The sequence below is a fragment of the Streptomyces hygroscopicus subsp. hygroscopicus genome, assembly GCF_030269125.1.
GTDB classification, from domain to species: Bacteria; Actinomycetota; Actinomycetes; order Streptomycetales; family Streptomycetaceae; genus Streptomyces; species Streptomyces hygroscopicus_C.
Window position 1 is genome coordinate 165,522 of record NZ_BSSM01000001.1, and the last position, 21,152, is coordinate 186,673.

The 21,152-nt window shown below is 72.5% G+C and carries 19 protein-coding genes; 13 read left to right on the top strand and 6 right to left on the bottom strand.

What is annotated here, in order from left to right; all coding sequences use genetic code 11:
• Nucleotides 1-11: 11 nt before the first annotated feature.
• On the bottom strand, nucleotides 12-683 hold the full coding sequence (locus QSK45_RS00770; protein ID WP_285552151.1) for an MmyB family transcriptional regulator: 672 nt from the start codon (nucleotides 681-683) through the stop codon (nucleotides 12-14).
• 257 nt (nucleotides 684-940) lie between these two features.
• Here QSK45_RS00770 and QSK45_RS00775 point away from each other — a divergent pair, with 257 nt between their 5' ends.
• The gene (locus tag QSK45_RS00775) at nucleotides 941-1,597 is read left to right on the top strand and encodes a helix-turn-helix domain-containing protein (protein WP_285552152.1); all 657 of its coding nucleotides are present in this window, start codon (nucleotides 941-943) and stop codon (nucleotides 1,595-1,597) included.
• Between the two features lie 119 nt (nucleotides 1,598-1,716).
• Nucleotides 1,717-1,947 (top strand): hypothetical protein, encoded by a 231-nt coding sequence (locus QSK45_RS00780; protein WP_285552153.1) that lies wholly within the window; start codon nucleotides 1,717-1,719, stop codon nucleotides 1,945-1,947.
• Between the two features lie 740 nt (nucleotides 1,948-2,687).
• Here the strand turns inward: QSK45_RS00780 and QSK45_RS00785 are convergent.
• The 3 genes from QSK45_RS00785 to QSK45_RS00795 all read right to left on the bottom strand — a co-directional run bounded on the left by QSK45_RS00785 (nucleotide 2,688) and on the right by QSK45_RS00795 (nucleotide 5,645).
• On the bottom strand, nucleotides 2,688-3,371 hold the full coding sequence (locus QSK45_RS00785) for a 4'-phosphopantetheinyl transferase family protein (protein WP_285552156.1): 684 nt from the start codon (nucleotides 3,369-3,371) through the stop codon (nucleotides 2,688-2,690).
• Entirely contained in the window at nucleotides 3,319-4,224 is a 906-nt protein-coding gene (locus QSK45_RS00790) for a metallophosphoesterase family protein (RefSeq protein WP_285552157.1), read from the bottom strand. The genes QSK45_RS00785 and QSK45_RS00790 overlap by 53 nt, the downstream gene beginning before the upstream one ends.
• 83 nt (nucleotides 4,225-4,307) lie before the next feature.
• Nucleotides 4,308-5,645 (bottom strand): 6-phospho-beta-glucosidase, encoded by a 1,338-nt coding sequence (locus tag QSK45_RS00795; protein WP_285552160.1) that lies wholly within the window; start codon nucleotides 5,643-5,645, stop codon nucleotides 4,308-4,310.
• Nucleotides 5,646-5,853: 208 nt separating this feature from the next.
• Here QSK45_RS00795 and QSK45_RS00800 point away from each other — a divergent pair, with 208 nt between their 5' ends.
• The 3 genes from QSK45_RS00800 (at nucleotide 5,854) to QSK45_RS00810 (ending at nucleotide 8,725) form a co-directional block, all read left to right on the top strand.
• The gene (locus QSK45_RS00800; protein WP_285552162.1) at nucleotides 5,854-6,696 is read left to right on the top strand and encodes a hypothetical protein; all 843 of its coding nucleotides are present in this window, start codon (nucleotides 5,854-5,856) and stop codon (nucleotides 6,694-6,696) included.
• 191 nt (nucleotides 6,697-6,887) lie between these two features.
• Nucleotides 6,888-8,291 carry a glycoside hydrolase family 16 protein gene (locus tag QSK45_RS00805; RefSeq protein WP_285552163.1) on the top strand — a complete coding sequence of 468 codons (1,404 nt, stop codon included), beginning with the start codon at nucleotides 6,888-6,890 and terminating at the stop codon, nucleotides 8,289-8,291.
• Nucleotides 8,292-8,323: 32 nt separating this feature from the next.
• On the top strand, nucleotides 8,324-8,725 hold the full coding sequence (locus tag QSK45_RS00810) for a hypothetical protein (RefSeq protein WP_285552164.1): 402 nt from the start codon (nucleotides 8,324-8,326) through the stop codon (nucleotides 8,723-8,725).
• Between the two features lie 522 nt (nucleotides 8,726-9,247).
• On the opposite strand, the gene QSK45_RS00815 is transcribed toward QSK45_RS00810, so the two are convergent.
• A complete protein-coding gene (locus QSK45_RS00815) occupies nucleotides 9,248-10,171 on the bottom strand; it encodes a helix-turn-helix domain-containing protein (RefSeq protein WP_285552165.1) in 924 nt (307 codons plus the stop codon).
• 145 nt (nucleotides 10,172-10,316) lie between these two features.
• On the opposite strand from QSK45_RS00815, the gene tkt reads away from it, so the two are divergent.
• The 7 genes from tkt (at nucleotide 10,317) to QSK45_RS00850 (ending at nucleotide 19,517) form a co-directional block, all read left to right on the top strand.
• Entirely contained in the window at nucleotides 10,317-12,392 is a 2,076-nt protein-coding gene (tkt, locus tag QSK45_RS00820; RefSeq protein ID WP_285552167.1) for a transketolase, read from the top strand.
• A 20-nt stretch (nucleotides 12,393-12,412) separates the two neighbouring features.
• The gene (gene tal / locus QSK45_RS00825) at nucleotides 12,413-13,558 is read left to right on the top strand and encodes a transaldolase (protein ID WP_285552169.1); all 1,146 of its coding nucleotides are present in this window, start codon (nucleotides 12,413-12,415) and stop codon (nucleotides 13,556-13,558) included.
• Nucleotides 13,555-15,141, top strand: coding sequence for a glucose-6-phosphate dehydrogenase (gene zwf, locus QSK45_RS00830; RefSeq protein WP_285552171.1), 1,587 nt, complete (start codon nucleotides 13,555-13,557; stop codon nucleotides 15,139-15,141). The genes tal and zwf overlap by 4 nt, the downstream gene beginning before the upstream one ends.
• Nucleotides 15,138-16,064, top strand: coding sequence for a glucose-6-phosphate dehydrogenase assembly protein OpcA (opcA, locus tag QSK45_RS00835; protein ID WP_285552173.1), 927 nt, complete (start codon nucleotides 15,138-15,140; stop codon nucleotides 16,062-16,064). The genes zwf and opcA overlap by 4 nt, the downstream gene beginning before the upstream one ends.
• Nucleotide 16,065: 1 nt before the next feature.
• Nucleotides 16,066-17,724 (top strand): glucose-6-phosphate isomerase, encoded by a 1,659-nt coding sequence (gene pgi / locus QSK45_RS00840; protein WP_285552175.1) that lies wholly within the window; start codon nucleotides 16,066-16,068, stop codon nucleotides 17,722-17,724.
• Between the two features lie 2 nt (nucleotides 17,725-17,726).
• Nucleotides 17,727-18,605, top strand: coding sequence for a phosphogluconate dehydrogenase (NAD(+)-dependent, decarboxylating) (gene gnd / locus QSK45_RS00845; RefSeq protein ID WP_285552177.1), 879 nt, complete (start codon nucleotides 17,727-17,729; stop codon nucleotides 18,603-18,605).
• Nucleotides 18,606-18,842: 237 nt separating this feature from the next.
• Nucleotides 18,843-19,517, top strand: a complete 675-nt coding sequence (locus tag QSK45_RS00850; protein ID WP_285552179.1) for a TetR/AcrR family transcriptional regulator — start codon at nucleotides 18,843-18,845, stop codon at nucleotides 19,515-19,517.
• Here the strand turns inward: QSK45_RS00850 and QSK45_RS00855 are convergent.
• Nucleotides 19,483-20,127 carry a TetR/AcrR family transcriptional regulator gene (locus tag QSK45_RS00855; protein ID WP_285552181.1) on the bottom strand — a complete coding sequence of 215 codons (645 nt, stop codon included), beginning with the start codon at nucleotides 20,125-20,127 and terminating at the stop codon, nucleotides 19,483-19,485. The two genes, QSK45_RS00850 and QSK45_RS00855, sit on opposite strands and share 35 nt — an antisense overlap.
• Before the next feature lie 118 nt (nucleotides 20,128-20,245).
• On the opposite strand from QSK45_RS00855, the gene QSK45_RS00860 reads away from it, so the two are divergent.
• Nucleotides 20,246-21,124 (top strand): NAD(P)-dependent oxidoreductase, encoded by an 879-nt coding sequence (locus tag QSK45_RS00860; protein WP_285553352.1) that lies wholly within the window; start codon nucleotides 20,246-20,248, stop codon nucleotides 21,122-21,124.
• Nucleotides 21,125-21,152 lie beyond the last annotated feature (28 nt).

Sequence of the window (21,152 nt, forward strand, 5' to 3'; positions counted from 1 at the left end):
CTGGTGTGGGGTCAGCCTTCGGGCGCCGGGACGACCGTGAGGTGCGCGGGCATGGCGCGCTGCCCCCGCGGGCGGCGGACCGGCGCGGTGGCCCGGCGGGAGTCGCGCAGGACCAGCGTCAGCCGTCGGCAGCCCAGCTCGCGCAGGGCGGGCGGGGTCTCGTCCACGATCCGGCACTCGGTGGGGCCACGACGCGGATCGGGGTGGAGCAGCAGCCGCACGGCGCCGTCGAGCCGGGTGCCGCGCTCGCCGACGGCGCCGATCCAGTGCGGCAGGCCCTGCCGGTAGGCGGCCTCCATGAGCGGGTCCTGCCCGATGTCACGGCGGATCGACTGGAGTTCGGGATCGTGGCCGTACGCGTCCAGGGCGCCCTTGAGCTGGGCCAGCATCGGCAGGCACCAGCCCGCCTCGTGGTCGCCGAGGACGAGCCCCGCGTCGGGGTGGAACAGCACGAATCGCAGGAAGTTGTCCCCGGGCATGGCCGTGGGGTGCGGGCGCGCCCCGCCGAAGAGCGTGGCGAAGGCGTCGTTCGCCAGCACCACGTCCCAGCGGTGGTCGACGACCAGGGACGGGAAGGGCACGGCGTCCAGCAGCGCGCCGTAGTCCTGTAGGTACGACTGGGTCTCGGAGGTCTCGGGGACGGGCCGCGGCGCCGGCCACTGCCCTCCTGCCTGATGTGCCATCGGGAGGTCACCCCTCTTGCCTCTGCGGCCTTCACGCGGCGATGCGATCCTGCTTCCCCACGAGGAGTGATGTCAACTATCGTGGCATTCCACGCCGGTTGACGGCTGAAATTCGCCACAGTTGTGGCGACACCTGGATGTGGGTTCGACGCACCGGCTAATCTCCGGGAAGTTCACGGCGACCGCCGGTCCTGGTACCGAGCATGCGGGATGCACGGACGCACCTGTTGCCCTTGAGAGACGTAGGAGTTCTGTCGGTGACGGATGGCTACGAGGATCCGGGCGCCGCGGCGACCGCCCAGCTGCCGGCCGTCGTCGCCCGCGTCACCGCGCTCGCCGAGCGACTCGGGGTGCCCCAGGGCGAGGTCTTCGACGTCGCGCGGCTCTCGGTCGCCTGCGGGGTGCCGGAGCCGGTCGTCAAGGCGCTGCTCAGCGGGCGCCCTGCGGGCGAGCCCGATGTCCAGGCGCGGTTCCTTCAGCGCCTCGGGCTGCTGCGGCGCACCCGGCTGAAGCCGAACGGCCGCAAGTACACGCAGCAGGAGATAGCCGACGGCGCGGGCATGTCACGGCAGCAGGCCGGTGCGCTGATCAACGGCGACCGGCGGCCCACCATGGAGCACTGCGACGCGTTGCAGCGCTTCTTCCGGGTGCACGCCGGTTTCCTGACGGCGGAGGACCCGGAGGCGCTGGCGGGCACGCTCCAGCGCACCGAGCAGGAGCTGTTGCAGAAGCTCGCCGACCGGGAGCGGGCCGCGGCCGGGCCCGTCGAGGATCCGCTGGAGCGGCTGCTCCAGGACCACGGGGTGCGCGGAATCGCCTGGCGGGCCGCGCAGTTGCCGACCGACCAGCACCGGGACAAGGTCGCGGAATGGCTGGACATGCTGCTGGAGAGCGTGAAGCGGCCCGAGGCCTGACGGTGTACCGGGCGGGCCGCCGGGGTGCGGTTTCGCCCGATTGTCAGTGGTGGGCGGCAAGCTGGATGCGTGCGCCGCAGCGCGCGTGACCGTGACGCCTACTCGGGGAGAGCCGACCGATGCCCACCGCCGTACTGACCGACCATGAGCGCATTGCCGTCCAGGCCTACTTGCGGTTGCTGCACACGGTGCGCGCCGCCTTCGACGGTCCACCGGACGGAGCGCCGCCCGCCCTCGTGCCGCCCTCCGTGCTCGCCGAGGCGGAGACGGCCCTCGCGGAGGCCGGCCTCGCGGGAAACGAGGAGGAGTTCTTCCGGATGCTGAGCGGCTGGTGCCCGCCGTCCGCGTGAACGGACAGGACCGGAAACCCGGCGCCCCCGTCGCCGGTGTGGGGGTACGGCGACGGGGGCTGCCGCCGGCATGGGGATGCGGTGGCACGACTCGCCGCGGCCGGAACGCGGACGCGGCGCCGGCGACCCACCGGCCGCCGGACCGGGACGGTGCCGGCGCGCGTCGTCCCCAGGCTCCGGGAGCGACCAGGACGCCCGGACCGGCAACCGGCACGCTCACCCGGGAGCCGCACGACCAGGGGCCGGCGGTGCCGCCGCGAGGGCGGGCCGGCGGGACCGCTGGGCGGATACGACGACCGCGACACCGAACCGGGACACCGGCGAGGCGACCGGGTCGTCACGACCGGAACACGGACACCTCGACAGCGACCCACCGGCCACAGGACACGGACGATGACGGCGGACCACCGGTCACCACGCGACCGGGGCTCCCGCGACCGAGGACGCGACCACAGGACGGCCGGACCACTACGCGGACACGACGCCCAGAACACCCAACCCGAACACGAACACGGCGACCGGGTCGTCACGCCCGGAACACGGGCACCTCGACGGCGAGCCACCGGCCACAGGACACGGACGATGACGGCGGACCACCGGTCACCACGCGACCGGGGCTCCCGCGACCGAGGACGCGGCGGCGTCGTCGGGTTCCGGGGGCGGCGGGGCCGCCGGCCGGGACGCGGGCGCGGCGGCGTGAGCCCGCCAGCGGGGACGCGGGCGGGGGCTTCGCGGGTGGGTCAGGCGGGGTGCGGGATGACGACCGCGGTGGTCACCAAGGCGTCCCGTACGGCCCAGCGGCCGTCGAAGACCTGGAGGCGGCGCTCGCCGACGAGGGGGCCGGGGACCAGGAGTTCGGCGTGCAGCGTGCCGTGCGGGGCGCCGTCCGGGGCCGGACACAGGGTGATGTCGGCCTCGGAGAAGTCCAGCCACTCCCGGGTGAGCGGGAACCACGCCTTGTACACGGACTCCTTGGCGCTGAACAGGATCCGGTCCCAGTGCACCTCGGGCCGCTGCCCCGCGAGTCGCTCCAGGCGTGCCGCCTCGGCGGGCAGGAAGACGGACGCGCCGACGCCGTCGGGCAGCGGGCCGTGCGGTTCGGCGTCGATGCCGAGGGAGACCAGGTCGGTGGCGCGGACCAGCGCGGCGGCGCAGTAGCCGTCGCAGTGGGTCATGCTGCCGACGATGCCCGCCGGCCACTGCGGGGCGCCGCGCTCCCCGCTGACCACGGGCCGCGCCGGGATGCCGAGCTTCTCCATGGCGCGCCGGGCGCAGCCGCGTACGGCGGCGAACTCTCGGCGCCGCTTGGCCACGGCGCGGGCGACGAGCACCTCCTCCTCCGGGTGGAGCGGGGTGTCCCACAACGGGTCGTCACGGAGTGCCTCCACGGCCACGACCGACTCCGGGAGCAGTTCCTCGATCACCGGCTTCCACCTCCATCGGCAGAACGCGGCGCGCCCTTCCCGGGGTCTCCGGACGCTTGCGCCACTCACGGGGGTAGCCCACGGAGACCTCGGTGAAGCGGACTCCGTCGTGCCAGGTGGTGCGGGGGATGTGCAGATGGCCGTAGACCATGGTGGCGACGCGGAACCGGCGGTGCCAGTCGGCGGTCAGCTCGGTGCCGCACCACATGGCGAACTCGGGGTGCCACAGCACCTCGGTGGGGTGCCGGTCCAGCGGGTAGTGGTTGGCCAGCACGGTCGGCAGGTCACCGGGCAGCGCGGCGAGCCTCGCCTCGGTCTCCGCGACCCGGTCGCGGCACCATGCCTCACGGCTCGGGTACGGGTCCGGATGCAGCAGGTACTCGTCGTTGCAGACGATGCCGGTGCCCTCGGCGTAGGCGAGGCCCTCGGCCTTGGTGGAGCAGCCGGCGGGCAGGAAGGTGTAGTCGTAGCCGAGGAACAGCGGGGCGACGACGGCCGGGCCGCCGGGGCCGTGCCACACCGGGTAGGGGTCCTCGGGGGTGAGGACACCGAGGCCGCGGCAGACCTCGACCAGGTGCTCGTAACGGGCGACGCCGCGCAGTTGTACGGGATCCTTCGGATGGGTCCACAGGTCGTGGTTGCCCGGCGCCCACAGCACCTTGCGGAAGCGGTCGGCGAGGGTGGAGAGGGTCCAGCGGATGTCCTCGACGGTCTCCGCGACGTCGCCCGCGACGATCAGCCAGTCCTCGTCGTCGGTCGGGTGCAGCTGCTCGACCAGGGCGCGGTTCTCCGGATAGGAGATGTGCAGATCGCTGATGGCCAGCAACTGGCCGGTACCGGCCGTGGGCTCCACCCCGTGTCCCCCTTCCGATCAGCGATTCGTCGGATCCACAAGAACATAATTGCGAGCGGCGTTCAAGGGCTTCTCGCCCGCGCCTACTTGAGGTAGGCCAAGCCCGGGTGGGCCGCGATGTAGCCGTCCGTCAGCCTGCCGGCCACGTTCACCGAGTCGACCAGGGGGTGCAGGGCGAAGGCCTTGACCGCCGTCGCCCGGGAGGCGGACTCGGCGGCGGAGAGGACCTCGCGTTCCACCGCCTTGACCGCGCCGACCAGGCCCGCCGCGTGGGCGGGCAGGGGGTCGGTGGCCAGCGGATGGGCGCCGTTCGCGTCGACCATGCAGGGGACCTCGACGACGGCGTCGGCGTCGAGGGTGGGGAGGGTGCCGCTGTTGCGGACGTTGAGGATGAGCGTCGTACGTTCGTCGCGGGCGATGGCGCGCATCAGGGCCAGGGCCACCTTCTCGTAGCCGCCGGAGAGGTCCTCGGCCTCGCGTTCGCCGGCCCCCGCCGTCTCGCGGTTCTCCGACATGTACGTCGCCTCGCGCTCGGCGCGGGTGCGGTCCCAGGCGTCGAGCGCGGAGACGTCCGGGCGCAGGGCCTCCTCGTAGAAGCGGGCCTGCTGGTCGCGCAGGAAGGCGCCGCGGGTCCGCTCGGCCTCCTGGTAGGCGCGGACGGTCTCGCGGTTGAAGTAGTAGTAGTGCAGGTACTCGTTGGGGATCGCGCCGAGCGAGCGGAGCCAGTCGGGGCCGAAGAGCCGGCCCTCCTCGAAGGAGCCGAGCAGCGCGGGATCGGCGAGCAGCCGCGGGAGTTCGTCGCGCCCGGCGACGCGCAGACCGCGCACCCAGCCGAGGTGGTTGAGGCCGACGTAGTCCACGAAGGCCTCCCGGGGATCGGCGCCGAGGACGCGGGCGAGGCGCCGGCCGAGGCCGACCGGCGAGTCGCAGATGCCGATGACGCGGTCGCCGAGGTGCCGGGACATCGCCTCGGTGACCAGGCCGGCCGGGTTGGTGAAGTTGATGACCCACGCGTCGGGGGCGAGGCGGGCCACGCGGCGGGCGATGTCGGTCGCGACGGGCACGGTGCGCAGCCCGTAGGCGATGCCGCCCGCGCCGACCGTCTCCTGGCCGAGGACGCCCTCGGCCAGCGCGATCCGCTCGTCGTCCGCCCGCCCCGAGAGGCCGCCGACACGGATCGCGGAGAAGACGAAGTCGGCGCCGCCGAGGGCCTCGTCGAGGTCGGTGGTGGTGCTCACCCGGGGTGCGTCGGGGGTCCCGGCGGCCTGCTCGGCCAGCACCCGGGAGACCGCGTGCAGCCGGTCGGCGTCCAGGTCGTGCAGGACGACCTCGGTGACCCGGCCCTCGCCCCGGTCGGTCAGCAGCGCGCCGTACACGAGCGGCACGCGGAAGCCGCCACCGCCCAGAATCGTCAGCCTCACGTCCCACGCGCCTTTCCCCGAGTCCCGACCGGCCGTCGCCCCCATCATCCCCGGCACCGCCGCCCGGCGCACGCTCCCGACCCTCCTGTCTCGCGGAAGCACCCGGGCATCGGCCGGAACCGGCGCTCCGGACGCGTGGCCGCAACCCGCCGTCCGCCGATCCGTGGTTGCATGCGGACCCCGACTCGACAGCCGTGACAGGAGCCTGATGAAGCGTCGAATCGCCGCGCTCACCGCACTGGTGGGCGCGCTCGTGTGTGCCGCCCCGAGCGCGTCGGCGGCCGAGCCGGCCCGGTGGACCGCGGCCGGGACGTCGTACACCGACACCCTTGGCGGCGGCCAGGGCCTCGCCAGCCGGGCCGACGGCTCGCTGCTGCACCGCGGGCTGCTCGACATCCCGCTGGACCTGCGGATCAGGGGCTGGAACCACGTGGGCGACCCGGACGTCGCGCGCGGTTACGTGTTCGACGCCTACCAGGGCGCCGACACGGCCACGTCGAAGATGTACGCGGTGACCACGCCGGGCGGGAAGCGGTACGACTACGTGCACCCGCTCGATCCGGGCGAGAAGGTGAACAACTCCTTCGCCGCCGTCTCGCCCGACGGGCAGTGGCTGGTGTCGGGCGAGTGGGAGGTCCAGGACCGGCTCCAGGTGTTCCCGGCGCCGCTGCTCAACCCGGCCACCCCGCGCACCGGCGGGGCGCTGGCCCAGGCCGGGCAGATCAGCCTGGACAGACCGGTGCGCGACATCCAGGGCTGCGACTTCGTGACCGCCACCCGTCTGCTGTGCGCGTCCGACGACGGCTCGGGCGGACTCTTCCCGCAGAGCAGGCCGCTGCTCCAGGTCGACCTCCCGCACCCGCTGGACGGCGAGCCGGTCACGGGCCGCGTGAGCAGCCTCTTCGGTCTGCCCCAGCGGAGCGTGTGCAAGGGCACGTTCGAGGCCGAGGGCGTCGACTACGACTCCGGCACCGGCATTCTGCGCGCCGAGGTGATCGCACCGGGCGTGTGCGCGGCGGCGACGACCGTGTACGCGTACCGCCTGGAGTAGGAAGGCGGCCCGGCGGGCGGCCGCGAGCCGCCCGCCGCCCGCCCCCTTCAGCCGGTGAACTCTTCCGCGCCCACCGGACTTTCGCTGTTTCAAGTCTTGACGGCCTCCGAGTCGGGGAGCACATTGGCGGCACCTTGAGAGCGCTCTCAACGGGTTCCCCCGCACACCCCCCGCTCCCCGAGAGGCCACCCATGAGTGAATCCTCCGGCACCCCCAGACCCCGCTCCCTGCGCCGCGCCCTCGTCGCGGCCGTCGCCACGTTCGGTCTGGCCGCGGCCGTCGCCACCGCGGCGACCGGGTCCGCCGACGCCTCCGCCCCTGCGCCGCCGTCCGGCTGGTCGCAGGTCTTCCTGGACGACTTCAACGGCGCGGCCGGCAGCAGCGTCAACACCTCCGACTGGCAGTTCGACACCGGGACCTCGTACCCCGGCGGGGCCGGCAACTGGGGCACCGGCGAGGTCGAGTCGATGACGTCGAGCACCAGCAACGTCTCCCTCGACGGCACCGGCGACCTGCTGATCACCCCGCGCCGCGACGCGTCCGGCAACTGGACCTCCGGCCGGATCGAGACCACCCGCACCGACTTCCAGCCCCCGGCCGGCGGCAAGCTGCGCGTGGAGGCGCGCCTCCAGATGCCGAACGTGACCGGCAACGCGGCCGCCGGGTACTGGCCCGCGTTCTGGATGCTGGGCGCGCCCTTCCGGGGCAACTACCAGAACTGGCCGAGCGTCGGCGAGTTGGACATCATGGAGAACGTCCAGGGCCTGAACAAGACCTGGGCCACCATGCACTGCGGGACCAGCCCCGGCGGCCCCTGCAACGAGACCAGCGGCATCGGCAACTCGACCGCCTGCCCGAACACCACGTGCCAGTCGGGCTTCCACACCTACACCATGGAGTGGGACCGCTCGGTCAGCCCGGAGGCGATCCGCTTCTACGTCGACGGCGTCAACTACCAGACGGTCACGGCGAACCAGATGGACGCGGCCACCTGGACCAACGCCACGAACCACGGCTTCTTCGTCATCCTGGACGTGGCGATGGGCGGCGGCTTCCCGGGCGCCTTCGGCGGCGGCCCGACCAGCGCCACCGAGCCGGGCCACCCGATGGTCGTCGACTACGTCCAGGTGCTCCAGTCCTCGGGCGGCGGGAGCGGCACCACTCCCCCGCCGCCGACCGGCAACCGGGACGCCTACAGCGCGATCCAGGCGGAGTCGTACGACGACCAGTCCGGCGTGGCCACCGAGACCACCACGGACACCGGCGGCGGGCAGGACATGGGCTACCTCGCCAATGGCGACTGGGCGCTCTACAAGGGCGTGAACTTCGGCTCCACGGCGGCCACCCAGTTCTACGGCCGGGTGGCGAGCGGCGCGGGCAGCGGGGTCAGCGGCCTGGTGGAGGTGCGGCTGGACAGCCGTACGAGCGCGCCCGTCGGGAGTTTCGCGGTGGGCGACACCGGGGGCTGGCAGTCCTGGCGGACGGTTCCGGCCAACATCGGGTCGGTCACCGGTACGCACGACGTGTACCTCACGTTCACCAGCGGGCAGCCGGCCGACTTCGTGAACGTCAACTGGTTCGACTTCGGGCACTGACCCGTCCGCGGGGGCCGGGGTAGCGTTCTGGCATGACGTCAGGACCGCCCCGGTTTCCGCCGTACCCGATCCGCGGCGTGCGGGTGCTGCACCGGAAGCAGAACTGCGCGCCGCAGTTCGCGCTGATCACGGTGGATTTCGAGCCCGCGGCCGAAGGCGTCGTCCTGGAGGTGGCCGAGGGGCTGACGGTGGAGTACGAGCCCGCCGAGGACCTGCCGCGCTTCTTCGCCGCGGTCGCCGCGGGCGTCGAGGAGCGGTTGAGCCTGCCGGAGGAGGGGGTCGTGGCCGCCGCGAGGGTGGTGCTGCGGCAGGCCCGCGCGGACGCCGTCGGCTCCAGCGAACGGGCGTTCAGGGTCGCGGGGTACCTCGCGGCCCGCGAGGCGCTGGAGCGGACGGCGCGGGCCGAGCGCGGGTCCCCCGGCGCTGAGCCGTAGCCGGCGGTCCCCTCGTCGAGGACCGCCATGACCCGGTGCGGGACCCGCGGCCCGCCGCGCCGGACGGCGGGGGTGCTCGCGCGGGAAGGAGACCCGGTCCTGCGGGAGCCGCCCGGCACGCGGGACGGCGGCGGAGCCCGCAGCCCGCGATGCCGCGCCCCGCGCCAGGAGTGCGGCACGGGCGGGTTCCGGCGGACCTCCGTGGCGATCCGCACCGGCGTCGCGCGCCCGGCTCGCAGCCATGCGCCGGGGACACGCTCGCCGGCGCCGCGTGGACCACCCCGGGGCGCGTGGCGGTCGGTGCTGTCGAGGGGCGACGGCCGCCCGCGACGAAGGAGCCGGGGACCGCGAAGGCCCGGTCGCGAAGGAGCCGCGGACCGCGAAGGCCCGGTCGCGGTCGACGCGGGCGGCGAAGTCCGTCGTCCCGAGGACGGTCCGCGGGTCGGTGGTGTTCACGCGGCCCCTGCCCGGATCCGGAGCGCGCGCCAGGCCGGGAGCGGCGGCGGACCCGGCCGGTGGCGGCTAACGCGGCTCCGCGCGGAAGGCCACCGGCGTCCTCCCGGTGTGCAGCTGGAAGAACTTGGAGAAGTTCGCCGCGTCCGGGAAGCCGACCGCCGCGCCCACCCGGCCGATCGGCAGCTCGGTGTGGGCGAGCAGGCGTTTGGCCTCCAGGACGACGCGTTTGTCGATGAAGCCCTTCGGGGTCTCGCCGGTGGCCGCGCGGACGGCGCGCACCAGGGTGCGGCGGGAGTAGCCGAGCGCGTCGGCGTAGGCGCTGACGCTGTGGTTGGTGGCGAAGCCCCGCTCGACCGCGTCCCGGAACAGGGTGAAGGTGTTGTCCGGCTGCTGCCGTGAGCCGGGCGTCGAGCTGACGGCGAGATGGGCGAGGCGCAGCAGGAACGCGGTCAGGCCGTGCCGCAGGACGGCCGCGTGCAGGCTCGGCGGGAGGGTCGCGGTGTCCTCGTACTCGCGGCGCAGCTGCTCCAGCGCCGCCCGCAGCGCTTCGAGCTGGGCCGCGTCGGGGTGCAGCAGCGGCGGGAGGTCGTAGCGGTACAGGCCGGTCGCCTCCACGGTGGCGCGCGGCAGGAAGCCGGGCTGCATGGTGAGCACGGTTCCGCGGTACACGCAGTCGCGGGAGAAGCGGTGGACCTGTCCGGGGCGGATCCACAGGAGGTCGCCGGCCGCGGCCTCGTACTCGGTGAAGTCGACCATGTGGCGTACGGGGCCCTCGGTGAAGAGCAGGACCACGTGGAAGTCGATGCGGTGGACGCGGTCCGGCGGGACGTCGGAGTGCCAGGCGCGGTCGGCGTCCATGCGGGCGATCCGCATGCCGACGCCGCCGACGGCCAGCTCGGTCGGGAAGGGGAGGGTTCTGATGCCGTGGCCGGCCGTGCCGTCCCCGCCGCCGACCCCGGCGGCACCGCCTTGGGGCGTTATGTCAGCCATGTCCCTTTCGTGCCGTCCCTGCTCCGCGATCACTGTCCCAGATTCACCACAGGGTGACACACCTCGCCCTTCCGTCGAAAAAGTCAGACTTTTAACTTTGAACGCATCAGGCCAGCTTTCCGCACTGAACGAGGACTTCTTGAAGATGAGCACGCAGACCTCCGGTGACTTCGAGTGGACCGACCTCGACCGGCGTGCCGTGGACACCGCCCGTCTTTTGGCGGCCGACGCGGTGCAGAAGGTGGGCAACGGTCACCCGGGCACGGCGATGAGCCTGGCGCCTGCCGCGTACACGATCTTTCAGAAGGTGATGCGGCACGACCCGGCGGACCCGGAGTGGACCGGCCGTGACCGGTTCGTCCTCTCCCCCGGCCACACCTCGCTGACGCTGTACACCCAGCTCTACCTGGCGGGGTACGAGCTGGAGCTGGAGGATCTGAAGGCGTTCCGCACCCGGGGCTCACGCACCCCCGGCCACCCCGAGTACGGGCACACCGCGGGAGTGGAGACCACCACCGGGCCGCTCGGCCAGGGCGCCGCCAACGCGGTGGGCATGGCGATGGCCGCCCGCTACGAGCGCGGCCTGTTCGACCCGGAGGCCCCCGCGGGCACCTCCCCCTTCGACCACACCATCTGGGCGATCGTCTCCGACGGCGACCTGGAGGAGGGTGTCAGCGCCGAGGCGTCCTCGCTCGCCGGCCACCAGAAGCTCGGCAACCTGGTCTTCCTCTACGACGACAACCACATCTCCATCGAGGGCGACACGGCGACCGCCTTCTCCGAGGACGTGCTCAAGCGGTACGAGGCCTACGGCTGGCACACCCAGCGCGTCGAGCCCACCGCCGACGGCGACGTGGACGCGCCCGCCCTGTACGCGGCCCTGAAGGCGGCGCGCGAGGAGACGGAGCGGCCCTCGATCATCGCGATGCGCACGATCATCGCCTGGCCCGCCCCGAACGCGCGGAACACCGAGGCCTCCCACGGCTCGGCGCTCGGCGCGGAGGAGATCGCCGCCACCAAGCGGCTCCTCGGCTTCGACCCCGAGCGGTCCTTCCAGGTCGATGACGAGGTCCTCGAGCACGCCCGGCGGGCCCTGGACCGGGGCGCCGAGGCGCACGCCGCCTGGGACAAGCGGATCGCCGAGTGGCGCGCCGCCCAGCCGGAGCGGGCCGCCCTGTTCGACCGGGTCAGCCGGGGCGAGCTGCCCGCGGGCTGGGAGGACGTCCTGCCGGTCTTCGAGGAGGGCAAGGCGGTCGCCACCCGCGCGGCCTCCGGCAAGGTGCTCCAGTCCCTCGGCCCGGTCCTGCCCGAGCTGTGGGGCGGCTCCGCCGACCTCGCCGGTTCCAACAACACGAACATCGACAAGTCCAGCTCTTTTCTCCCCGAGGGCAATCCGCTGCCGGAGGCCGACCCCTATGGTCGTACCGTGCACTTCGGCATCCGCGAGTTCGCCATGGCGGCGGAGATGAACGGCATCGCCCTGCACGGCAACACCCGCGTCTACGGCGGCACCTTCCTGGTGTTCTCCGACTACATGCGCAACGCCGTGCGCATGTCCGCGCTGATGCAACTGCCGGTGACGTACGTGTGGACGCACGACTCCATCGGCCTCGGCGAGGACGGGCCCACCCACCAGCCGGTCGAGCACCTGGCCTCGCTGCGCGCGATCCCCGGTCTGAACGTCGTCCGCCCGGCGGACGCCAACGAGACCGCGATCGCCTGGGCCGAGATCCTGAAGAGGCACGCCACCGGCCCCGCCCCGCACGGGCTCGCGCTCACCCGCCAGGGCGTGCCGGTCTACGCGCCGAACGAGGACGCGGCCAAGGGCGGCTACGTGCTGCGCGAGTCCTCCACGGAGGTCCCGGAGGTGATCATCATCGCGACGGGCTCCGAGGTGCAGCTCGCCGTGGCCGCGCGGGAACGGCTGGAGGCCGAGGGAACCGGCACCCGGGTGGTGTCGATGCCGTCCGTGGAGTGGTTCGAGGAGCAGCCGCGCGCCTACCGCGAGCGGGTGCTGCCGCCTGCCGTGAAGGCCCGGGTCGCGGTGGAGGCCGGCATCGGGCTGACCTGGTACCGCTACGTGGGCGACGCGGGCCGGATCGTCTCCCTGGAGCACTTCGGCGCCTCCGCCGACGCCGACACCCTGTTCACCGAGTTCGGCTTCACCCCCGAGAACGTCGCCGCGGCGGCCCGCGAGTCGCTCGCCGCCGCGCGCGCCTGACACCGACACGACGAAGAAAGATGATCACTGTGACCGAAGCAATCGCGACCCCGGGAGCCCTCAAGCGCCTCGCCGACGAGGGTGTGTCCGTCTGGCTGGACGACCTGTCGCGGAGGCGGATCACCTCGGGCAGCCTCGCCGACCTGGTGGCGAGCGGCAGCGCCGTCGGTGTCACCACCAACCCGTCGATCTTCCAGGCGGCCATAGGCTCCGGCGACGGCTACGAGGAGCAGCTCACCGACCTGGCCGTGCGCGGCGTGGGCGTCGACGAGGCCGTACGGATGATGACGACCGCCGACGTGCGGGCCGCCGCCGACGTCCTGGACTCCGTGTACCGGGCGACGAACGGCTGCGACGGTCGCGTCTCCATCGAGGTCGACCCCCGCCTGGCGCACGAGACCGCGGCGACCGTCGCCGAGGCCAAGCAGCTGTTCTGGCTGGTCGACCGCCCGAACGTGATGATCAAGATCCCGGCGACCAAGGCGGGTCTGCCGGCCATCACCGAGGTCGTCGGCCTCGGCATCAGCGTCAACGTGACCCTGATCTTCTCCCTGGAGCGCTACCGGGAGGTCATGGCCGCCTACCTGGCCGGTCTGGAGAAGGCCCGCGAGCGCGGCATCGACCTGTCCACCGTCCACTCGGTGGCGTCGTTCTTCGTCTCCCGCGTGGACTCCGAGATCGACAAGCGGCTGACCGCCCTCGGCACCGACGAGGCCCTCGCCCTCAAGGGCCGCGCGGCCCTCGCCAACGCGCGCCTGGCCTACGAGGCGTACGAGGAGGTCTTCGCCGCGGACCGCTGGCTGGCGCTCGCCGGCGACAAGGCGAACAAGCAGCGTCCGCTGTGGGCGTCCACCGGTGTGAAGGATCCCGCGTACAAGGACACCCTGTATGTGGACGACCTCGTCGCGCCGGGCACGGTCAACACGATGCCGGAGGCCACCTTGAACGCCGTCGCCGACCACGGCGAGATCACCGGCGACACGGTGACCGGCGGCTACGCGCAGGCCCGTGCCGACCTCGCCGCGATCGAGCGGCTCGGCATCTCCTACGACGAGGTCGTCCAGCAGCTGGAGGACGAGGGCGTCGCCAAGTTCGAGTCGGCCTGGCAGGACCTGCTGGACGCGGTGGCGAAGTCCCTGGAGAGCAAGGGAGTTGACGCGCGATGACCGACAAAGCGAGCCCCGCCCCGGCGCCCGAGGAGGTGCGGGTGCCCATCGCCCCGGCCGCGGAGTGGGTGAACCCCCTGCGGGACACCCGGGACCGCCGCCTCCCGCGCATCGCGGGTCCGTCGGGCCTGGTCATCTTCGGTGTGACCGGTGACCTGTCCCGCAAGAAGCTGATGCCGGCCGTGTACGACCTGGCCAACCGCGGTCTGCTGCCGCCGGGCTTCTCCCTGGTCGGCTTCGCCCGCCGCGAGTGGGAGGACCAGGACTTCGCGCAGGTCGTCCACGACTCGGTGCGCGAGCACTCCCGCACCCCGTTCCGCGAGGAGGTGTGGCAGCAGCTCGCCGAGGGCATGCGCTTCATCCCCGGCGACTTCGACGACGACACCGCGTTCAAGCAGCTCAAGGACGCCGTGGAGGAGCTGGACGCCTCCCGCGGCACCGGCGGCAACTTCGCGTTCTACCTCTCGGTGCCGCCGAGGTTCTTCCCGAAGGTCGTGCAGCAGCTGAAGAAGCACGGCCTGGCGAGCCCGCCGGAGGGTTCCTGGCGGCGCGCGGTCATCGAGAAGCCGTTCGGCCACGACCTGGCCAGCGCCCGCGAGCTGAACTCGATCGTGCACGAGGTGTTCGAGCCGGACCAGGTGTTCCGGATCGACCACTACCTCGGCAAGGAGACCGTCCAGAACATCCTGGCGCTGCGCTTCGCCAACCAGATGTACGAGCCGATCTGGAACCGCAGCTACGTCGACCACGTCCAGATCACCATGGCCGAGGACATCGGCATCGGGGGCCGGGCCGGCTACTACGACGGCATCGGCGCCGCCCGTGACGTCATCCAGAACCACCTGCTCCAGCTGATGGCGCTCACCGCCATGGAGGAGCCCATCGCGTTCGACGCGGAGGCGCTGCTCACCGAGAAGCTGAAGGTGCTCAAGTCGGTGCGGCTCCCGGAGGACCTGGGCCGGCACACCGTGCGGGCGCAGTACGCGGGCGGCTGGCAAGGCGGCGAGAAGGTCGTCGGCTACCTCGAGGAGGACGGTATCGACCCCCAGTCGAAGACCGACACCTTCGCCGCCATCAAGATCGGCATCGACAACCGGCGCTGGGCGGGCGTCCCGTTCTACCTGCGCACCGGCAAGCGCCTGGGCCGCCGGGTGACCGAGATCGCGGTGGTGTTCAAGCGGGCCCCGCACTCCCCGTTCGACTCCACCGCCACCGAGGAGCTGGGCCAGAACGCGATCGTCATCCGCGTCCAGCCGGACGAGGGCATGACCGTCCGCTTCGGCTCCAAGGTGCCCGGCACCTCCATGGAGATCCGGGACGTGTCGATGGACTTCGCCTACGGCGAGTCGTTCACCGAGTCCAGCCCGGAGGCGTACGAGCGTCTCATCCTGGACGTGCTCCTGGGCGACGCCAACCTCTTCCCCCGTCACCAGGAAGTGGAGCAGTCCTGGAAGATCCTCGACCCGATCGAGGAGTACTGGGCGGCGCACGGCCGTCCGGCGCAGTACGCGTCGGGCAGCTGGGGACCGAGGGAAGCCGACGAGATGCTCGCACGAGACGGACGGAGCTGGCGCAGGCCATGAAGATCGACCTGACCGACACCACGGCAAGCAAGATCAACAAGGCGCTGGTGACCGGCCGCCGAGCGATCGGCACCCCGGCCGTGGGCATGGTCCTGACGATGGTCATCGTCACGGACGAGGAGAACGCCTACGACTCGATGCGGGCCGCCGAGGATGCCTCGCACGAGCACCCCTCGCGCACGCTGGTCGTCATCAAGCGGCACGCCCGCACCCTGCGCGACCGCACCCACTCGCGCCTGGACGCCGAGGTCCGGGTCGGCTCCGAGGCCGGCACCGGTGAGACCGTGGTGCTGCGCACCTACGGCGAGGTGTCCGACCACGCCGCCTCCGTGGTGCTGCCGCTGCTGCTGCCGGACGCCCCGGTCGTCGTGTGGTGGCCGGTGGACGCGCCCGACACCCCCTCCGAGGACCCGCTCGGCGCTCTCGCCCAGCGCCGGATCACCGATCTGTACGCGGTGGAGCGGCCGATGCAGGTCCTTGAAGCCCGCGCCCGCAACTACGCCCCCGGCGACACCGACCTCGCCTGGACCCGGCTGACGCTGTGGCGGTCCATGCTGGCCGCGGCCCTGGACCAGGCCCGGACGAAGGTGACGTCGGCGGCCGTGGAGGCCGAGGCGGACAACCCCAGCGCCGAGCTGCTGGCCCGCTGGCTGGAGGCGCGGCTGCGGGTGGGCGTGGACCGGGTGGTCACCGAGGGCCCGGTGGTCACCGCCGTACGGCTGGGCACCCGCGACGGCGAGATCGTCCTGGACCGCCCCGAGGGCCCGCTCGCGACGCTCACCCTGCCGGGCCAGCCGCCGCGCACCCTCGCCCTGAAGGTCCGTCCCACCTCCGAACTCATCGCCGAGGAGCTGCGCCGCCTCGACGCCGACGAGATGTACGCCATCGCCCTGACCGGCGAGGCCGCCAAGGAGAACGCCTGAGATGGCAGACGCCCCTTATCCCAACCTGACCCATCGGCCCGAGTGGACCGCGCTGGCCGATCACCGCGCCGAGGGGACCCGGCATCTGCGCGAGCTGTTCGCGTCGGACCCCGGCCGCGCCGAGCGGTACGTCGTCCGGGTCGGTGACCTGCACATCGACTACAGCAAGCACCTGATCACGGACGAGACCCTGGCCCTGCTCCAGGAACTCGCCGTCGCCACCGGCGTGTTCGGCCTGCGGGACGCCATGTTCCGCGGCGAGCGGATCAACCTCACCGAGGACCGGGCGGTGCTGCACACCGCGCTGCGCGCGCCGCGGGACGCCGTGGTCGAGGTCGACGGCGAGAACGTGGTGCCCAAGGTGCACGCCGTCCTCGACCGGATGAGCGACTTCGCCGAGCGGGTCCGCTCCGGCGCCTGGACCGGGCACACCGGCAAGCGGATCCGCAATGTCGTCAACATCGGCATCGGCGGCTCGGACCTGGGTCCCGCGATGGCGTACGAGGCGCTGCGCCCGTACACCGACCGGGAACTGACCGTCCGCTTCGTGTCGAACGTGGACGGCGCCGACCTGCACGAGGCCACCCGCGACCTGGACCCGGCGGAGACGCTGTTCGTCGTCGCGTCCAAGACGTTCACGACGATCGAGACGATCACCAACGCGACCTCCGCGCGCTCGTGGCTGCTCGGATCGTTCGAAGGCGACGAGAAGGCCGTGGCGAAGCACTTCGTGGCGCTTTCGACCAACGCGGCCAAGGTGACCGAGTTCGGCATCGACCCGGACAACATGTTCGAGTTCTGGGACTGGGTCGGCGGCCGGTACTCGTACGACTCCGCGATCGGCCTCTCCCTGATGATCGCCATCGGGTCCGACCGCTTCCGGGAGATGCTGGACGGCTTCCGGCTGGTCGACGAGCACTTCCGCACCGCGCCTCCCGAGGCCAACGCCCCGTTGATCCTCGGCCTGTTGGGCATCTGGTACGGCAACTTCCACGACGCCCAGTCGCACGCCGTACTGCCGTACAGCCACTACCTCTCCAAGTTCACCGCCTACCTCCAGCAGCTGGACATGGAGTCCAACGGCAAGTCGGTGGACCGGCAGGGGCGCCGGGTGGAGTGGCAGACCGGTCCCGTGGTGTGGGGCACGCCCGGCACCAACGGGCAGCACGCGTACTACCAGTTGATCCACCAGGGCACCAAGCTGATCCCGGCCGACTTCATCGGCTTCGCCCGCCCGATCGGCGAGCTCGGCGACGAACTCAAGGCGCAGCACGACCTGCTGATGGCCAACTTCTTCGCCCAGACCCAGGCGCTGGCCTTCGGCAAGAGCGCCGAGGAGGTCCGCGCGGAGGGCGTGCCCGAGGAGCAGGTGGCGCACCGCACCTTCCGCGGCGACCACCCGACCACGACGATCCTCGCCGCCGAGCTGACCCCGTCCGTGCTGGGCCAGCTGATCGCGCTGTACGAGCACAAGGTGTTCGTCCAGGGCGCGGTGTGGAACATCGACTCCTTCGACCAGTGGGGCGTGGAGCTGGGCAAGGTCCTCGCCAAACGCGTCGAACCCGCCCTCACCCAGGGCGCCGACGTGCCCGGTCTCGACCCGTCCACCACGGCCCTCGTCGCCGCCTACCGCACTCTCAAGAACGTTCAGGAGAACTGATCATGCAGCTCGGTCTCATCGGTCTCGGCAAGATGGGCGGCAACATGCGCGAGCGGATCCGCCGCGCCGGCCACACCGTCATCGGCTACGACCGCAACCCTGAGGTCTCCGACGTCAAGAGCCTCGCCGAACTGGTCGAGAAGCTGGACGCGCCCCGCCATGTGTGGGTGATGGTCCCGGCCGGCACCGCCACCCAGACCGTCGTGGACGAGCTGGGCGACCTGCTGGAGCCCGGCGACACGGTGATCGACGGCGGCAACTCCCGCTGGACGGACGACGAGAAGCACGCCGCGGCGCTCGGCATCAAGGGCATCGGCTTCGTGGACGCCGGCGTCTCCGGCGGTGTGTGGGGCCTGCAGAACGGCTACGCGCTCATGGTCGGCGGCGAGAAGGAGCACGTGGACCGGCTCCAGCCGATCTTCGACGCGCTCAAGCCGGAGGGCCCGTACGGCTATGTGCACGCGGGCCGGGTCGGCGCCGGGCACTTCTCCAAGATGGTCCACAACGGCATCGAGTACGCCATGATGCAGGCGTACGCCGAGGGCTGGGAGCTGCTGGAGAAGGTGCACTCGGTGGAGAACGTCCGCGAGGTGTTCCGCTCCTGGCAGGAGGGCACGGTCATCCGCTCCTGGCTGCTGGACCTCGCGGTCAACGCGCTGGACGAGGACGAGCACCTGGAGAAGCTGCGCGGCTACGCGGAGGACTCCGGCGAGGGCCGCTGGACCGTGGAGGCGGCCATCGACAACGCGGTGCCCCTCCCGGCGATCACCGCCTCGCTGTTCGCCCGGTTCGCCTCCCGGCAGGACGACTCGCCGCAGATGAAGATGATCGCGGCGCTGCGCAACCAGTTCGGCGGCCACGCGGTCGAGAAGAGGGGCTGACCGGACCTCCCGCCGGTCCGTCCCGCGGTTGTCCTCGCCCGTGGGGGACGGGTGGCCTGGCGCCCGTCGCCCACGGCCGTTTCCCGGGGGTCCTCCCAGCCCGGCGGCACGGTCGTCCGCGGCCCGGGGCACCTCGTGTGTCCCGCGTCACGGACGACCGTGCTGTCATGTTCGCGTCTTAGAATCGTCGGCACCCAGCGCACCGCACGGCGGACCGAGGCCCGAAGGAAACACCCGATGACCAGCGTCGAAGAACCGGCACGGCCCGACGGGCGGGCACGCGACGCCGCCCGCACCAAGGCCGAGATCCTCGACGTGGCCACCCGGGAGTTCGCGCGGGCCGGCTACGAGGGCGCCCGCGTGGAGGAGATCGCCGCCCGCACCCGCACCACCAAGCGGATGATCTACTACTACTTCGGCGGCAAGGAGCAGTTGTTCACCGCCGTCCTGGAGCGGGCCTACGGCGCACTGCGCGAGGCCGAGCGGCAGCTGGACGTCGCCCACCTGGACCCGGTCGCGGCGATCCGGCGCCTGGCCGAGCTGACCTTCGACCACCACGAGCGGCACCCGGACTACATCCGCCTGCTGAGCATCGAGGACCTTCAGGGCGCCGAGCACATCACGGCCTCCCGGGGACTCGGCGCGGTCGGCTCCCCGGCGCTCGACGTGCTGCGGGGAATCCTCGCGGCGGGGCGGGAGGCGGGGGTGTTCAGGGCGGACGTGGACGCGGTCGACCTGCACGCGGTGATCAGCTCGTTCTGCTTCTTCCGTACGGTCAACCGGCGTACGTTCGGCGCGGTGTTCGGGCGGGACCTGGAGGAACCGCGGTGGCGGGAGCACTACCGGACGATGCTCGGGGACATGGTGGTCGCGTACCTCACGAGCGACGGGGCGGCCCCGGCCGGCCGCTGACCCCCGGCTCGCCCGACGCCGGCCGGGTCACGGCGGCGTCCAGCAGCGGGCCCAGTTCACGCACCACCGTCGTCAGGGCGCGCACGTCCTGTTCGGCGCGGGCCATCAGGATCGCGCCCTCCAGAGTGCTGATCATCAGCGTGGCCAGCGCCGCGGACCGGCCGGCGGGCACGCCCATGGCGGTGAGCGCCTCGGCGAGCGGGGTCCGCCAGGTGGTGAACGCGGCGGCCGCGGCCGCACGGGTGGCGTCGTCGGCCGCGGCGCGGTCGACGGTGGCGGCGGCGACCGGGCAGCCCGCGCCGAAACCGTCCCGCTCGTACTCGTCGGTCCACTGCGCGCACATCGCCGCGAACAAGGCGCTCGGCGTCGGATCGGCCAGCCCCTCGACGAAGCGTCCGATCCGGTTGCCCGCGTACCGCCCGGCCCACGCGACGGCCTCGCCGACCAGCTGTTCCTTGCCGCCCGGGAAGTAGTGCTGGAGGGAACCGCGGGGTGCCCCGGCGTGCGCGGCGACCTCGCGCATACCGGTCGCGTTCACCCCGTCGCGCCGGATGAGCTGGGCCGCGCTGAACACCATCCGCTCGCGCGGCGCGCGCTGTCGCTCGCTCATTCCGGCCTCCGTTCCTCACCTGGGACAACTCTATGACCGAGGCGACTCTATGACCGCCGTCATAACGCCCGCTACTATGACCGCTGTCATAATCGGCTCGCCGGACGAAGGGCTGCCCGTGCACGTCGGATTCATCGGTCTCGGAGTGATGGGCCGGCCCATGGCCCTGCGCCTGGCGTCCGCCGGTACGCCCTTGGTGGTCTGGAACCGCACCCCGCACCGCGCCGAGCCGCTGCGCGCGGCCGGCGCCGAGGTCGCCGCGGACCCCGCCGAGGTGTTCGCGCGGGCCGAGGTGGTCCTGCTGATGCTCGCCGACGGGGCGGCCATGGACGCGGTCCTCGCCCGGGGCACCCCGGAGCTGGCCGCGCGGGTCGCCGGGCGGACCGTCGTCCACATGGGCACCACCTCGCCCGGGTACTCCGGCGCTCTGGAGGCCGACATCCGCGCCGCCGGCGGCCGGTATGTCGAGGCACCGGTCTCCGGGTCCCGCGTACCCGCGGAGCAGGGTCGGCTGGTGGCCATGCTCGCGGGCGAGCCGGCGGCCGTGGACGCCGTACGGCCGTTGCTCGCCCCGATGTGCCACGAGATCTTCACGTGCGGCGCGGCGCCCGGCGCGCTGCTGATGAAGCTGTCGGTCAACCTGTTCCTGATCACCCTGGTGACCGGGCTGACCGAGGCCTTCCACTTCGCCGAACGGCAGGGCCTGGACCCCCGCCTGTTCCTGGACGTCCTCGACGCGGGTCCCCTGGCCAGCCCGGTCTCCCGGATGAAGGCGCCCAAGCTACGCGAGCGGGACTTCGCCGTGCAGGCGGCCGCGCTCGACGTCCTGAAGAACAACCGGCTCGTCGCCGAGGCCGCCCGCGAGGCCCGCGTGGCGTCCCCGCTCCTCGACGTCTGCCACGCCCTGTTCGAGGAGACCGTGGCCGAGGGGCACGGCGGCGAGGACATGGTCGCCGTGCTCAAGGCCATCGAGGCGCGGACGGACGGCGAGGCGTAGTCCGGGTCAGCGCTCGGGGTGGCACGGG

Bases quoted from the DNA above. Each gene is read 5' to 3' on its own strand.
- QSK45_RS00770 (WP_285552151.1), bottom strand. From the start codon at position 683: ATGGCACATCAGGCAGGAGGGCAGTGGCCGGCGCCGCGGCCCGTCCCC.
- QSK45_RS00780 (WP_285552153.1), top strand. From the start codon at position 1,717: ATGCCCACCGCCGTACTGACCGACCATGAGCGCATTGCCGTCCAGGCC.
- QSK45_RS00800 (WP_285552162.1), top strand. From the start codon at position 5,854: ATGAAGCGTCGAATCGCCGCGCTCACCGCACTGGTGGGCGCGCTCGTG.
- QSK45_RS00805 (WP_285552163.1), top strand. From the start codon at position 6,888: ATGAGTGAATCCTCCGGCACCCCCAGACCCCGCTCCCTGCGCCGCGCC.
- QSK45_RS00810 (WP_285552164.1), top strand. From the start codon at position 8,324: ATGACGTCAGGACCGCCCCGGTTTCCGCCGTACCCGATCCGCGGCGTG.
- QSK45_RS00815 (WP_285552165.1), bottom strand. From the start codon at position 10,171: ATGGCTGACATAACGCCCCAAGGCGGTGCCGCCGGGGTCGGCGGCGGG.
- tkt (WP_285552167.1), top strand. From the start codon at position 10,317: ATGAGCACGCAGACCTCCGGTGACTTCGAGTGGACCGACCTCGACCGG.
- tal (WP_285552169.1), top strand. From the start codon at position 12,413: ATGATCACTGTGACCGAAGCAATCGCGACCCCGGGAGCCCTCAAGCGC.
- zwf (WP_285552171.1), top strand. From the start codon at position 13,555: ATGACCGACAAAGCGAGCCCCGCCCCGGCGCCCGAGGAGGTGCGGGTG.
- opcA (WP_285552173.1), top strand. From the start codon at position 15,138: ATGAAGATCGACCTGACCGACACCACGGCAAGCAAGATCAACAAGGCG.
- pgi (WP_285552175.1), top strand. From the start codon at position 16,066: ATGGCAGACGCCCCTTATCCCAACCTGACCCATCGGCCCGAGTGGACC.
- gnd (WP_285552177.1), top strand. From the start codon at position 17,727: ATGCAGCTCGGTCTCATCGGTCTCGGCAAGATGGGCGGCAACATGCGC.
- QSK45_RS00850 (WP_285552179.1), top strand. From the start codon at position 18,843: ATGACCAGCGTCGAAGAACCGGCACGGCCCGACGGGCGGGCACGCGAC.
- QSK45_RS00855 (WP_285552181.1), bottom strand. From the start codon at position 20,127: ATGAGCGAGCGACAGCGCGCGCCGCGCGAGCGGATGGTGTTCAGCGCG.